The 14,230-nt window shown below is 64.6% G+C and carries 11 protein-coding genes, 1 tRNA gene and 2 pseudogenes; 6 read left to right on the plus strand and 8 right to left on the minus strand.

Going from position 1 to position 14,230, the window contains the following annotated elements:
- Positions 1–351: 351 nt before the first annotated feature.
- On the minus strand, positions 352–1,572 hold the full coding sequence (locus AB0L34_RS09585; RefSeq protein WP_363703411.1) for a low temperature requirement protein A: 1,221 nt from the start codon (positions 1,570–1,572) through the stop codon (positions 352–354).
- 332 nt (positions 1,573–1,904) lie between these two features.
- Here AB0L34_RS09585 and AB0L34_RS09590 point away from each other — a divergent pair, with 332 nt between their 5' ends.
- Complete coding sequence (locus AB0L34_RS09590) at positions 1,905–2,213, plus strand: hypothetical protein (RefSeq protein ID WP_357460209.1); 309 nt, start codon at positions 1,905–1,907, stop codon at positions 2,211–2,213.
- 120 nt (positions 2,214–2,333) lie between these two features.
- On the opposite strand, the gene AB0L34_RS09595 is transcribed toward AB0L34_RS09590, so the two are convergent.
- From AB0L34_RS09595 to AB0L34_RS09605, 3 genes are all read right to left on the minus strand, one after another.
- Positions 2,334–2,843 (minus strand): hypothetical protein, encoded by a 510-nt coding sequence (locus AB0L34_RS09595; RefSeq protein WP_363703413.1) that lies wholly within the window; start codon positions 2,841–2,843, stop codon positions 2,334–2,336.
- A 1,430-nt stretch (positions 2,844–4,273) separates the two neighbouring features.
- Complete coding sequence (locus AB0L34_RS09600; RefSeq protein WP_363703415.1) at positions 4,274–5,344, minus strand: ImmA/IrrE family metallo-endopeptidase; 1,071 nt, start codon at positions 5,342–5,344, stop codon at positions 4,274–4,276.
- Between the two features lie 27 nt (positions 5,345–5,371).
- The gene (locus tag AB0L34_RS09605) at positions 5,372–6,280 is read right to left on the minus strand and encodes a hypothetical protein (RefSeq protein WP_363703417.1); all 909 of its coding nucleotides are present in this window, start codon (positions 6,278–6,280) and stop codon (positions 5,372–5,374) included.
- Here AB0L34_RS09605 and AB0L34_RS09610 point away from each other — a divergent pair.
- Positions 6,264–6,617: a hypothetical protein gene (locus tag AB0L34_RS09610; protein WP_363703419.1), complete on the plus strand. Its 354-nt coding sequence runs from the start codon at positions 6,264–6,266 to the stop codon at positions 6,615–6,617. The two genes, AB0L34_RS09605 and AB0L34_RS09610, sit on opposite strands and share 17 nt — an antisense overlap.
- 1,180 nt (positions 6,618–7,797) lie before the next feature.
- On the opposite strand, the gene AB0L34_RS09615 is transcribed toward AB0L34_RS09610, so the two are convergent.
- The gene (locus AB0L34_RS09615; RefSeq protein ID WP_363703421.1) at positions 7,798–9,177 is read right to left on the minus strand and encodes a hypothetical protein; all 1,380 of its coding nucleotides are present in this window, start codon (positions 9,175–9,177) and stop codon (positions 7,798–7,800) included.
- A 79-nt stretch (positions 9,178–9,256) separates the two neighbouring features.
- Positions 9,257–9,863: pseudogene (locus AB0L34_RS09620) on the minus strand (HAD family phosphatase); the annotation flags it as partial.
- Here AB0L34_RS09620 and AB0L34_RS09625 point away from each other — a divergent pair.
- Both AB0L34_RS09625 and AB0L34_RS09630 read left to right on the plus strand, forming a co-directional pair.
- Positions 9,856–10,643, plus strand: a pseudogene (locus AB0L34_RS09625) (integrase); the annotation flags it as partial. The pseudogenes AB0L34_RS09620 and AB0L34_RS09625 overlap by 8 nt on opposite strands.
- A 106-nt stretch (positions 10,644–10,749) precedes the next feature.
- The gene (locus AB0L34_RS09630) at positions 10,750–11,025 is read left to right on the plus strand and encodes a hypothetical protein (RefSeq protein ID WP_363703423.1); all 276 of its coding nucleotides are present in this window, start codon (positions 10,750–10,752) and stop codon (positions 11,023–11,025) included.
- A gap of 172 nt (positions 11,026–11,197) precedes the next feature.
- Here AB0L34_RS09630 and AB0L34_RS09635 read toward each other — a convergent pair.
- Positions 11,198–11,281, minus strand: a tRNA-Tyr gene (locus tag AB0L34_RS09635).
- Between the two features lie 148 nt (positions 11,282–11,429).
- Between AB0L34_RS09635 and AB0L34_RS09640 the strand changes: the two genes are divergently transcribed.
- Positions 11,430–11,924 carry a YajQ family cyclic di-GMP-binding protein gene (locus tag AB0L34_RS09640; protein ID WP_350681660.1) on the plus strand — a complete coding sequence of 165 codons (495 nt, stop codon included), beginning with the start codon at positions 11,430–11,432 and terminating at the stop codon, positions 11,922–11,924.
- A 268-nt stretch (positions 11,925–12,192) separates the two neighbouring features.
- Positions 12,193–12,951, plus strand: coding sequence for a phage Gp37/Gp68 family protein (locus AB0L34_RS09645; RefSeq protein ID WP_363703425.1), 759 nt, complete (start codon positions 12,193–12,195; stop codon positions 12,949–12,951).
- A gap of 28 nt (positions 12,952–12,979) precedes the next feature.
- Here the strand turns inward: AB0L34_RS09645 and tcmP are convergent, their stop codons facing one another.
- Complete coding sequence (tcmP, locus tag AB0L34_RS09650) at positions 12,980–14,161, minus strand: three-Cys-motif partner protein TcmP (RefSeq protein ID WP_363703427.1); 1,182 nt, start codon at positions 14,159–14,161, stop codon at positions 12,980–12,982.
- Positions 14,162–14,230 lie beyond the last annotated feature (69 nt).

A 14,230-nucleotide genomic window follows, 5' to 3' on the forward strand; every position in this document is an offset into this window, starting at 1 on the left:
CGGGAAGCCGCACCACCCATCCGGACACGCGCCCGGGCATCGACCACCATACCCGGTCTGCGCCATCGCACCAGTGTCGAGACACCATGCGTCCGATCGGTGGAGGGCAATGCGACCGGAGCGGCGGATCCGGACAATCCAGTCACGAAACGAGGCTGCGGGAGCGGGTGCCTCCCGGCCGGCGCCGCACGGGGCCTCACCGGTTGTCCGGTTGTGCATCGTCTCCCCGCCGACGCGGTTGGCGTAGACCCGAAGCGGCACGGCGACGCCGTGGCCCGGACGCCGGGCAACCTCCGTCGGCGGGACGCCGGCATCCGGCCAGAGCGAGGCCGCCGCATGACGTAGGTCGGCCTAGTGCGCCGGAGAGGGCGCCTCGGGGGGACGGCCGGCGGCGTGGCGGGCGTCGGCGAGGGCGACGGCGAGCAGCACGAGCGCGGCCACGACCGCAGCGACCAGTGGTGGGGCGAAATACAGGGGGACGGCGACGACCGCCAGGGCGGCGATGGCGACGACGCGGCGGAGGGAAAGTCGGTCGAACACGATGCGTTCCAGACGGATACGGCCGTAGAGGAACAGTGCCGGGCCGCCGAGGATCGCGACGAGCCACACCGGCTCGGGCCGGCCGTCCGGGTGTTTCAGCACGATCTCGAAGCCGACGGCCGCGGTGACGATGCCGAGCACCATGACGACGTGGGCGGTGCCGGTGGCGCGGCCGGCGGCGTACCGGTCCCCCGCCGCGGCGACGGCTTCGGCGAGGATCTGGCCGGAGCGGTAGAAGTAGATCCGCCACAGCAGCACCGTCGACAGGAACGCCACCACGAGCCCCGCGGCGGCCATCACGGTGACCGGCTCGTTGGTCAGCGTGATGCCGACGGCGAGCACGGTCTCCCCGAGGGCGATCATCAGGAACTGCTGGTAGCGCTCGGGCAGGTGATGACGGCTGTCCATGGCCCACGCACTGACCTGCGCCGGCCGGGCCATCCCCGGCACCGGCCAGCGCAGCTGCCCGGCGACGATGTCAATGGTGACGGCGACCCCCCACAGGGTGGCCCGGCTGCCGCCAGTGACGACCGCGCCGGCGAGCCAGATCACCGCCGTGGCCGCGTACCACAGCACTGACCGGAGGTAGAGCTGCCGAAGGGGGTGCCCGCGCAGCGCGGGCATCAGGAGGAGCGGCCGGCCGCACTGCAGGATCACGTACGGCAGCGCGAACGCCCACCCGCGGCCCACGAACGCGTACGGCAACGAGGTCGACATGACCAGCAGCCCGAAGGCACTGGCCAGCACAATCCACTGGATCTTGCGGCGGCGGGGGTCGAACCAGCTGGTGATGTGCGCGGTCGTGATCCACAACCAGATCAGCGGCAGCGACAGCACCAGCAGGAAGGCCATCGACCGCCACCGGACGACAGCGTCTTCGCTGAAGATGTCCCGGGCGACGCGGCTGACCACCCCGGCCAGGGCGAACACCAACACCAGGTCGACGAACAGTTCCAGGAAGTTGGCCTGCCGCACGTTCTCGCGACGTTGCAACAGGTCCTGACCCTGTCCACCGCCTTCCGGATGTCCCATACCGCCCATACTCACCGCCGCCCGCCCGGCTCACCGGGGGTTGGACGTCGTACACCCGGAGGGAAGCCGCACACCGGTGACCGGCAACGGCTCCTGGCCCGGGCCGGATGTCGTACGAAATCTTGGGCCCACTCCCCGACGCCAGGTCCGGTCCCACCAGATGCAGTAGTCCAAGGGCCTCAGCAACTCGATGCAGGGCGCGACGACCCCAGGTCCGCGACGCCGACCACGATGCACCCGAAGCCTCTGACCAGCATGAACGCCGACAAACAGGGGTACGGCGGCACAGGGGCCGCCAATTAGGATCCGGTAACCACACCGGAGGGGGCCAGATGGAGACATGGCGTGTCCTGGCGGCTGTCATCATCGGCCCGGCTGTGAGCCTCGTAGGCGTCGCCCTGGCCACCAACTTTCGCGGCGTGACGGAGTGGCACGTGCGGCGGTCGATGTCCACCGCGGGGGTGCTGCGGCGAGTTCCGCCATGGCGCTGGCTACCAGACGTCCCGCACGAGGAGCGCCTGGCGCGCTTCATCCTGTTGGAACGGGTGATCGGCGTAGTTTTCGCAGTCGGCGGCGCCATGATCTTGATTACTGTCGGCTACAGCATCTTGACCGGCCAGCCGATGCGTACGGTGAAGTAGACGAGCTGATCGCAATCGCCGGCTGATGCAGGTCCGAGATCTTGATCCTCCGCGCGGGAGCGCCTCAGGCTTCCGACTGCCGCGCCAGCCCAACCCCTGGTTGGAGGCATCGCAACGCGCTCATCCGCTGTAGCGCGTGGTCCACGTCCGCTGCTGGAGGTGCCACCCGCGTGACGCCTCGTGCTTGGTTAGGACGCAGGCGATGGGGAAGTCCAGGCCCCCTGCCTCGGCGAAGCGGTCGGTGAACCACTCGTACAGGTGCCGTGTGGCGAACCGCCCGGCCTGCTGCAGCCGTCCGATCTCGTCGACCTCGATGCCGCAGTTCGCGAAGGCGGACCAGCCGAACCCGAAGCGGTTGAACCTGGTTGCGTAGAGCGATTCACCGAGGCTGTTGACACGGATATAGCCGCCGTCGCGGTCGGCGGCAACGAGATTGATGCCGAAGGCTCCACGGTCGACCTCCAGCCTGAAGATCAGCGCGCCGGTATCGGCGTGATACGGGTAGCTGAAAATCTCCCGCAGTTCCTCGATGGTGTCCTCACGCTCGGTATCGATATTCCTAACAATCTGCGCCCGGATGATGTCGCTAATCATGTCGATGGTCCTGACGTAGCCGGTGGTACGGATCATGCTGCCGCTTGCAAGATCCGCGAGACGAAGCCTAGGGCCGGGCCGAACCGGAGCAGACACACCCGGTTCACGAGGCCGAGGGCGTTGATCCCGGTGCCACGTAGGTGACACAGCCAGCAAGATCAAGCGGGCTAGAGCAGGATCAGCGAGACTCACGAAAGAGGCCTTTGGCCGGCGTTCACGCTGGTCAAGGGCCTCTACACCTGGTGGCGGGTAGAGATTCGAACCTATGTAGCTTTCGCGACGAGTTGCAGGGCGGCGATCTTGCCGCTGGCGCGCATCCTGAGCTGCTGCTTCTCCTTCACGAGTTGGCCGCTGATGCTCGACCGCCCACCCATGTGCCCACGTCCACTGGGGCCGTGGTTCCTCAGTCGTCCCGAGGCATCGGCCACACGTCCCGGGAGTCGTTGAAGGCGCCTCCTGACGACGGCTCGACCGTCAGTGACTTCAGCGCCGCCGGCAGGGAGGCAACACTCCGTCTTATCGCCCGCCAGAACCGAGTCGCCAGGCGTACCACTGCGAGCGCGGCCGCCAGGCCCAGCGCCGACACCGCCACAGTGGCCCGCCTTGCTGACCGCAGTTGCTCCGACTGCGTGTCCTCCCGGGCGCAGGCCGATCGCCGCCCCCACCTTCCGGGTGATCCGCCCCTTGGCGAACGGATGGCAGACCAAGCCAGCAAAACCGCTACTGCGATCACGGCGGCAATGATCGACAACGGAAGCCATAGGTAGAGGAAGACGGCGGCCAGGACCGTGAAGATGTTCACAAGGGCCAGAATGCGCCGATCGGACGTCAGACGGAAGCGAGACGAGCGTCATCCGAGCGCGGAGCCATCCTGTCGTTCATGGTGTCGTCTCCCCCGTCGATACGGTTGGCGTAGACCGGAGCAGGACGGCGACACCGTGGCCCAGGCGCCGGGCGACCTCGGTCGGCGGAACACCGGCATTCAGCCAGAGCGAGGCCGCCGCGTGACGCAGGTCGTAGGGGACGGCGTACGAGAGGTGAGGCTGCCTGCGCCTCAGTGAGTGCCCTCTCGGGCGAGCTTCCACCACCGGTTTTAGACCGACTCGGAGAGCGGCCCGCCGTGCAGGCCCCGGAAGAACCGATTGTCCGGGCCGACGCAACTCTACGGCGGCTCATGGCAAGCCAAGCTCCACAAAAGCCGACGTCTACTTAGCCCGTGACCGGACCTCATCGATAATTCGCCGAACAAAATCATCGATCTGTGTTCCCAAAAGCTCAGGACAAGCCAGCCCTCATCCTGCAGGCCTTTTGTCGTCCGCGATTCACGTTCCATGGTACGAGCGCGTGTCGTCCCGACGCGCCGCACCGTGATGCGTGGCATACCGGTGCCTGCGGTTGCCGCATCACGCACGGGGAACGAGGGAATCCAGGCCTGCCCTCAGAGTCCGTGCAAGTGTGCCTCGTCCTCAGGCGCACTCTCGGCATACCGTTGAAGAGCCCTCGAACATTCCTATCCCATGCACGAGGAAACAGCGCCCGCATAGTCTCTCGCTAGCACGCTGTTCACAAGCGCACATGCCACATCGGGGGCACCTTGGTTCGTCGCATGCGCCGCAATTGGAAGGTCGAGTGTTGTAAATCGCTTCACAGACGTGGCAGTCCCAACTCGTGTCCACAAGGACTGGCCGCCGCTGGGTGTAGGAGGGAAGCCAAGGAGGCACTTCGTCCGTAAGTACCGTGTAGACGTACCGAAACGATGGATCCCGCACCGAATCGGCATACAAACTGCGCCACTGATTTCCGCTAGGGAATGTGACCCAGGAGTCTTCCTGCCTTGAAGTGCCAACCCGGCCAGCAACCTGGGAGACGTGATCAGGGCCTTGGAACGTGCCGCGACGAGGCGGGATCCTGTTTCCCGATACCGCGGCAAACTGCACGGTACCCTCAAGATCTGTAAGTAGAACCCACCCCTCGCAAGGCAAAAGCTGCGCCACCTTCACGCAACATGCCGAGCGAGACGCCTGACTAGCCTCAAATAGATGGCTGACTGAGGAGGCGCTTATTGGAGCATCACCAAGGATGCGGTTGGGGTGGTCACTTCCAAGTAGAACCTCGGCCGCGAATGCGTCGCACACCTGCTCTTCTAGGCGACGGCCGAAGTCTTTCTGCTTGGACAGCGCCCCGTCGGCCCACAGATCGTCGTTCTGCTGAAGAAAGTGTGCAATCTCATGCAAAAGAGTGAACGCTCGACGGCCATAACTGGCATTCCGGACAACTGTTATCTCGGCGGGCGCCACGAGTAGGTTGCAGTGTCCCGCAACTGAGCAGTCACCTGCAATGTCTGCGTATACCTCACGCACAACCACCTCTGACCAATTCGATGCTTCCTGCCATGCGTCCGCCTGCAGGCGGCTTACCGCTCCTGGCTTGAGTTGATCGAGGTTGTCGCACAATCGCTGGGCTGCCGCTTGGACTTGGAAGGTCAAATACCGACCATCATTGAGGCGCTGAAGATCGAAAGACTCCGCCACGGACACCCCTACGGGATCAACTGGAAAGTCAGCCTATGATGGCAAGTGCTGACGTAGATAGAGGTCTACCCTCGTCCCCCAATCGGGCACCTCAACGTTCCCCGTTTGTCTGGCGGCCACTGGCCTTACGTCGCGTGCGATATGGAGCCGCGCGACCCGTTCGTCCTCGCCTCGCGCCTCTGCCAAGGCTCTGATTTGCCGCTTTCGACCAGGGTCGCTGAGAACACGCACCAACGCTTGCAGACGTTCAGTGAGGCGCCCAGCGGATACCTGGACGTTCATTCGTGCCCCATCACCGAGAGCAATAATCTCTGCGGAGGTAAGCGCTCGGTCCCCTCTTAGGACTGCGAGGGCATCAGGAGTGGTGGTGTTAAGCAGCCCAGCCAAAGCGCTCGGCGTAAGGTTGGCACTTTGGAGGATCACAGAAAGGTTCGGAGCCTCAGCAAGCTCCGCGTCCTCCGACCATTCTTCGTCACTAAGGCGTGCGAATGCCTCGGCAATAATGGCCGCACGGTCAACGCCGTCATCCGTGCCGATCGACTCGTCCACGACCCCTTGGATGAAGCTCTCACGGAGTTGCTCACAGTATTTACTGTCGAGCGCATCGCCCAGGTAGCTATCTAATGTTTGGTACCCTAATCCTGTTTCAGTCCCCCACCATATAGTTAGACTGACATCCAGATCGGCGAGCTTGGCGTTGACGGTCTGCCCGTCTGACATCAGGTCCGTGACGGTGGCTGGAAAAGCAAGAATGAAATCATCGGAAACAGCGCTGATGACTGCGATAACCCTCGCGTCGTCCCAGCGAATCGACCAGCATTGCCCTGGCGCCGGGAGCGCGTTCCGTGGCGAGTTTATCCGCCTGAACAAGATCCGCTCTTGCAGGCTCCCGCGCTCCAACTCATCGAGTTCGCGGGACAGGAGAGTGACGGCATCGTTCATTGGGCTCTCCTTCCTAACTCGACCTATTGAATCTCAGATTTTTCAGCTTTTGCTCAAGGGCGGCGTCCGCAAGCACGGTTCCCATCTGGGTGCGGTAAGGCTCGGGAAGCGTGCCGACGAAAGGAAGATCCTTGGCACCAAAGCGCCTCACAGGAATCACCCGCTGAAAGCGAAGCGCGAACACGCCAGGTTCATCGAGATCTGGCAGGACCCCGGCTGGCGTCTGAACGCCATCCTTGCTGGTGTCAGTAGTACGCCCAAGCACAACAACCTTCCCAGCGGCGCTCTCTCGGACTACACCCACAGCCCGGTTCGGGCGAGGATCATCAGAATGTAGTACCCGATTGTTCGACATATACACGTCGGCAACACGGGGAGACTGGCTAGGCACCCCGGCAATGTAACGGCCGACTCGCGAGGTCGACACCGTCTGTCGGCAATCCGTCTGAACGTTTCGAACGCATGTTCTAGTGTACCGGTTCTCTGCCTTGATCGCCATGCCCGATGCCAACCCAGCGAGTACTACCTGGTGGCAGGCGGTAGCCGGCTGAGATCCGGCGGACGGAACACTAAAGGGGCCAACCGAAGACATCTGGGCAAGCCCTTCAGTTGGATCAGTGCGTCCGTCCCGGGGGAGCCTGTGCTGATGTCGGCACAGCTCAGCAGCTCCTCGCGAGTGGTTCCCCGCCCGGATCCTGCCCCTGGAGATGTCCTGTCCCTCAGATTCGCTCACCATGGTCACCGTGACGTCGCACTCCGGGCACGTTTTGCCCTGAGCGCCTTCGTCACACCGTTCCCCTCCAAGTGCTGGCGGACTTGATGGAGTATGAGCCGGAGGTACGACAGCCAGCTTGCCGTCAACGAACGGTTCCGGGCGTTGGTGCACACCGAACGCCGTGCGCAGCGGCAGTACTGCCGAGTTGCTCTTCTGGATCAAGGCGCCGCGCTCCGCGCGACGCGGGGGCGGTGAGCCGGCCGGCGGCAAGCCGCCCTGGCCGCCTTCGGCGCCGGGGCGGAAAGCCACCGACTGCCGCCGGACCGCCGCCCCCCAAACTCAGCTGATGCACAAGAGCGGCACGAGCACGGCCAGGCGGTACGGAAGCCGGAGGGGTCGCCCTGATCGAGGGGTCGGGGCTTCCGGCTGCCACGCCAGTCCAACCCCGGGACTGGCTTGCCCCCCGGCCTACCTTCTGTAGCCAACGACACGCCAGCGCGGAGCCCTCAGCCCGTCCCTACGCGCACGGCCCACGCCAGCCCAGCAAGCGCCGCCAACACCAACAGGCGCAGCCCCAGAGGAGCGCTCAGAGGCAATATCGACCTGCCCACGATCTGCCCACAACCAGTCGTCAACGGCTGGACGCAGCCGGACTCGGCCGGACAAACGACAACGGCCCCCGATCAGCATTCCTGCTGGTCAGGGGCCGTTGGTGCTCCTGGTGGCGGGTAGAGGATTCGAACCTCTGTACCTTTCCCGACGGATTTACAGAGCGCCAATTACAGAGCCCTGACCAGCGCGTTTACTCCTCGCATGCCGCTCGGCGACCCATATCCGACACGTCTGAGCTCTGGCCGAAGATCAGCCCCTTCGGCGGCCGACCATCTGCCTCGGGGGTAAATTTGGGCGGGACTGCGAGGTCGGCTCCCGTGAGGACCACCAAACCACCATCAGTGAATCTCACTCTTTCGAACGACAACTCTCCACTACTGAGCTTCGCCCCAAGAAATGAAACCTGCGACCCAAGGCGGAACTCCGCAGCGTCGAATGCCAGTCGGGCACCGCCGATCTCAGCGAGCTCGAATTGCACCGGCCCCTTGGTAAACTTCGCCTCTTTGAAGGACACTGTACCCGCAGTGAACTTGGCCATGATGAAGGACACATAATCCCAAGTATCGAAGACGGCCTCATCAAAGTTTACCTCCCCGCCGAGAAATTTCGCCGCAAAAAAGGACACATGCCCAGCAGTGAGGGACAACCTCTCAAAGCTCACGCGCGCACCGCTAAATGTTGCCCTCGTGAAGGATACCAACGCTCCACTGAACTCGGCATCGCGAAAGTCTACCCACCCCGTTGCGAAATTCGCGCCGTAAAAGGACACCCTGCCGCCACTGAATCTCGCTCGACTAAAATCACCCCCGTCGAATACCGCACCGGTGAAGTCGAAGTCGTGACCGCACCAAGAGAACGGATCTTCCTCTGGAAGGCGTAGATGCGCCCCAATCACACGAACCACGGTGTGACGCACTTCGCGCTCTTCGCGCGCGGCTAGCGTCGGCTGCCCAACCTCTTCGCGTGTTTCGGCAGTCGCAGGCCGGGCCTGTTCATCGCCGATTTCGGGTGGCGGAACGTACGGCATGCGGAGGTACGCGCAGAGCACGTCGATGCATGTCTGACGGCCCTGTGGCCAGTCGTCAGCAAGTCCAGCCATGGCATACACTCCAGCGAGGCGAACCGCCGCCTTGTCCGATCCAAGCTGCTCCGAAGCCTTGGCGAAGCGTTCGTTAAATAGTCGGACCCCATTGCGGTCGGTCTCGATCTTCGCCCGTTCGTCGGCCGCCTCAGCAAGTGCTCTAGCTGCTTCGGCGCGCAGGTCAGCAGCATGTGCTAATTGGTGAGCGAATTCAGCCAATGCGCTCGTATGCTCTGCGACTCGTTGCCGACGATAGGCGACCACCAAAGCCGCGACGCCTCCAATGCCCGCCACGACGGCGAAGACGAGCTTCAAGAGGTCGAACAACGTACCTGGTGTGACGGTCGCGTCCCGCTTGATGCTAGGCCAACCCGCGTACCAAAGGGCGGCGGCAACCATGGCTCCGACCAGCAGCAGCGCGGCTACAACAGCCAGAATGATCGACCGGCGGATACCCCACAACCGCAGCGCCGGCACTGGACCGTCCATGGCCGGGAGGGAGCCGACCGGGATACCTACATCGGGCCGGGGCGAGGGTTGTACTACTGGCAACTCCACCCCCTACCTTCTAGCGCATGCCGTCCACCTCAGCCCCGAGTAAAGCGCACGCAAGATCGCCCATGCTCGTGATCACTACGTCAGCCCCGGCGACCCGAAACGCCTCAATTTTCCGGGGCCGGTTCGCGTAGCCGATCACCCGAACCCCAGCGGCGCGCGCTCCCTCGATGTCGGACAGCGAGTCAGCAACAAGGACACAGCGGCTCGGCGACCCGCCGATGGCGTGGACGGCTTGCAGGAGCGGTTCCGGGTTGGGCTTCATACGGGCCGGCTCGGCATATGCCCGACCGACCACCGGCGATACGTGCCCGGCGAGCCGGTGCGCCGCCAGGTAGGCAGTCACCGCCCCGGCAGAGTTGTTGCTAACCACCGCCACGGGAAGCCCGGCCTGCCGGGCCGCCACGATAACCTCCCGACCGTACGGCGTTGTTCGGGCAGTATCGACGGCCCGGCGCTCGGCGGCACAGAGCGCCTCCTCTACCACTCGCGTGGCGCCCTGATCGCCGGCCGCACCGGTGCGGCGTAGCACCTCAAGCGGGGTCCGACTCGGTGGCGAGGTCCGGCGGCACGTCGAAGCCATGCCGCCGCAGCACGTCGACCAACTCGGCGGCAATCCGCGCCGTAGAGCTGCGGCTACTCGACGCGCACCCGATGTCCCTGGTGAGCTGGACCGCCCCGAAGACTGCCGATGAGGTCGACCGGCGGGCCGTGGTCAACCCCGATCAGGCGCGGGCTCTGCTCGCCGAGGTGGGGCGTACGGTGCCCGAGCTAGAGGCGTTCTTCGGTTGCATGTACTACGCCGCGCTGCGGCCCGAGGAAGTGCTCCACCTACGCGAGGACGAGTACGAGCGGCCCGCCCAGCGTGGGGGGGGTGGGGCGTGCTGCACCTGACCGGCTCGACGGTGGCCGTGGGCCGAGATTGGAGCGACGGGAACGACACCGCCGAGGATCGTGGGCTGAAACACCGGGCAAAGGCGGCCACGCGAGATGTGCCGGTGCCGCCGCCGCTGGTGCGGCTGCTCGACCACCACGTCAAGGAGTACCCGCCCGGATCGAACGGCAAGCTGTTCGTCACCCGGCGCGGCCCCGGCGGTCGGTACGTGCCCACCGCCGGGCAGCCGATCCCGAACAACACCTACGGGAAAGCATGGCGGGACGCGCGGGCAAAGGTGCTCACGCCGGCACAGCAGCGCTCACCGCTGGCCCGCCGGCCGTACGACCTGCGGCACGCCGCCGTGTCGCTCTGGCTCAACGCCGGCGTGCCGGCTACCCAGGTCGCCGAGTGGGCCGGGCACAGCGTGCACGTTTTGATGCGGGTGTACGCGAAGTGCATCTACGGGCAAGAGGAAGCGGCACGCACTCGGATTGAACACGCACTCGGCAATAGCAGAGTTTAGTTCATATATTGACTGCTTCAGATTATGTGTCGCGCGTCACCGACACGCGGGAATGTCTCACCCCCGATTTAGCCTTCGGGTTTGAAACGACGCAAGGAGGACCGAATTGCCGACCCATGATCAAATTCGTGAGGATGAGAGGCGTCGCCTCGCGTTTCTGAGCGCGCTCTATGACCGGGAACGGGAGGGTCAGTCGCCGAACCTCGGCCAGATCGCCGAGGACCTCGGGTTCGATCGGCAGGACCAGAGCGTTGCCCGGCTCAGCAACGAGCTGCGCGATGCGGGCTACATCTCGGGCACCGGCAGTTGGGGTGGAGGGATTCCTCGGCCTCGCCTGACGGAGGCCGGCAGGCAAGCGGTCATCCGTAGCCTCTCGGACTGAGCCGGCGGCGAGCCAGGCTCGTTCGCCCACTTCAGCTAGCGCCCGGAGCGGCATACGGCGACACGTATGCGACACAACCAGTGAGATCGAACGGTCTCGGGTGAGACACAGTGGGACCAACGACAACGGCCCCCGATCAGCATTCCTGCTGGTCAGGGGCCGTTGGTGCTCCTGGTGGCGGGTAGAGGATTCGAACCTCTGTAGCTTTCGCGACGGATTTACAGTCCGCTCCCATTGGCCGCTCGGGCAACCCGCCAGGGCACCCCACCGCGTCGTAACGCGGCAGCGGTAGCAAGGATAGCGGCTCCCCCCGGCAGGAGCGCAACCGGGTACCGTCAGGGGGTCGTACCGCTGGTCAGCGGGGGACACAGGACCACAAACCGCCGGACAGCAGGAGCATGAGCATGGCAGCGAACCCGTCGTTCGACATCGTGAGCAAGGTCGACCGCCAGGAGGTCGACAACGCCCTCCGCCAGGCGGAGAAGGAGCTCGCGACGCGGTTCGACTTCCGGGGCACCGGCGCCGAGATCTCCTGGTCGGGCGAGGAGGCGATCAGCCTCCAGGCGGAGACCGAGGAGCGGGTACGGGCCGCGCTGGAGGTCTTCAAGGAGAAGCTGGTCAAGCGGAACATCTCGCTGAAGTCGCTGGACGCCGGCGACCCGCGCTCGTCGGGCAAGACCTTCAAGATCGACTGCAAGGTCATCCAGGGCATCGACTCGGACAAGGCCAAGGCGATCAGCAAGAAGATCCGCGACGAGGGCCCGAAGGGCGTCCAGGCGCAGATCCAGGGCGACCAGCTCCGGGTCACCGGCAAGAAGAAGGATGACCTCCAGGCCGTCATCGCGCTGCTCAAGGGCGAGGACTTCGGCGTCGCCCTCCAGTTCACGAACTACAGGTAAGGCGTGCCTGGCCGGCCTGGTTATCGCGCCGACCACGCCTTGTCACCTGGGCAGACGTCGTCACCAGTGGTCGTCGTTGGTCGCCAGCACTCGGCCTGCGACGGCCTGGTGACGGCCTGACCGCGTCTCCCTCTGGGCCTTGCGCGTTGGTCGATCTAAGCAGGGGCAACTGCGCGTTCGTTGCTCGCTCGGCAAGAAAGATCGCCTCCGCGCCTTTCAATCCGTACGCACGTTCGACAGAATCGTTCCAACCGGCCGGGGAGTGGTGATGGCAGACAAGAGCTCTATCGAGTGGACCGAAGCCACGTGGAACCCGACTACTGGCTGCGACCGCATCTCGCGCGGCTGCGATCACTGCTACGCGTTGACCTTGGCGAAGCGGCTGAAGGCTATGGGGTCCGCCAAGTACCAGACGGACGGCGACCCGCGTACGTCGGGACCGGGCTTCGGAGTCGCGGTGCATCCCACTGAGCTGACTCTGCCGCTGAGGTGGCGAGAGCCTCGGGTGGTGTTCGTCAACTCGATGAGCGACCTGTTCCACGCGAGGGTGCCCTTCGACTTCGTCGAGCAGGTATTTGAGGTTATGGCGGCGACCCCGCAGCACACCTACCAGGTACTCACGAAGCGAGCAGCGAGACTTGCCAAACTCGCTCCCCGGCTGACCTGGCCGGCCAATGTTTGGATGGGCGTCTCCGTCGAGGACGATGAACAGACAGAGCGCATCGACCACCTCCGCCAGGTGCCCGCCGTCGTTCGGTTCGTCTCGGCCGAGCCGCTGCTCGGCCCGCTGGATGACCTCAACCTTGAGGGTATTGACTGGCTGATTGCCGGTGGCGAGTCTGGTTCCGGCTGCCGCCCCGTCGATCCCGATTGGGTGCGATCCCTGCGCGATCAGTGCACCGCCGAGGGAACAGCGTTCTTCTTCAAGCAGTGGGGCGGCAGAACACCAAAGGCCGGTGGTCGGGAACTGGACGGCCGGACATGGGACGAGATGCCGACGGCGCGGGAACTGACCTCAATCGGGTAGAGGCACTCGACGAAGGGCTCCGGCCGCCCTACGGGCGCCGCAGCTGCTCCTTCCAGAAGTCGCCCTTGCCGGTGTTCGCCACAGACGTTCCGCTCAGGAGTTTTACGGCGGCCCGCACATGAGGGGTGCCAGCCTGGCCTAACGTCGTGCCGTAGACCTCCGGGACGTGGTCGGCAGGGCAGAAGGACCCCCGCTCGTCGAGCAGCCGCTCAAGGTTCGCTTTGATGATCTTCGTCCATTCCGGGCTATGCGTCTTGCTGTAACCCTCGATCGTTGGCAACTCGTCGTCGCCAAACAGCGAGCCCTGCCCGTACTTCTCCCCCTTACGGAGCTGCTCCGTCTTCCACGCCACGGACCACTCCACGCCCGCCTTACCCAGGGAGTCCGCGAAGTGCCATGCGCCTTCGTTGCTCGTCGTGAACAGCGCTAACACGTACTTCGGCAACAGGTCCGGCCTAGGTCGTACTGGCATCTTGATCGCCTGGTATTCCGTACCGGCCGTTAGGAGCTTTTCGTATCTTTCGCATACTTCCAGGGCAATCTCTGTCGCCCGCTGGTCATCGCCTTCGTCGCGGACCCTGGCGAAGTGATCTTGCCACCAGTCGTCGCCGAGGAAGCGGTTCAACCGATCGGCGGTCTTTTGATCAGCAGGCGAGAGATCGCCGCGCTTCGAGCGGGCTACCTGGACCGCCCGGCCCATCCTGGCAACGGCCGACACGCTGAAGTGCAACAGGACCTCAGTAGGCGGCCACGATGGCCGTCCCAGCAGGGCGGCCTTGAGAACGTCGTAGTCCAACGCAGGGCCGAACGGATCGAGAAAGGCGAACAGCGATGCGCCCTGGGCTCGCGTTAGGACCTCAGGAAGGTGTTCGTCAACCGAGCCGCACCGGACGATCCGCTCAGCGTCGCCACCCTTCTCGTCGAGTACGCGCTTCAAGTTGGCGAAGTTATCCGGGTTCTGCTCGACGAAGAACCCCAGCACGTTGCGGTAACCCTTCACGAACTCAGCACACCGCGACAGCAGCAGCGGCGAACCTGGCTGGCCGTCGCCATACTCTCCACGGCCAGCGTATCCATCGAGGAAGACAACTCGGTTTCCCTCGACACTCTTGCCAGTCTTCGATGCGAAGACGACCGGGTACCTGCTCAGGATGCCGTGCTTGAAGACGGCGGCCGCCTTTTTTGACGCGAAGAAGTCAGTGCTGGCCATGAGCCCCTCCCCGGGCGGCTACTGCATGTAGCGACACGCTAGCGGAAGGTCGCGCAGGGCGGAAGATGC

The organism is Micromonospora sp. NPDC052213 (genome assembly GCF_040679695.1).
Lineage (GTDB): Bacteria > Actinomycetota > Actinomycetes > Mycobacteriales > Micromonosporaceae > Micromonospora.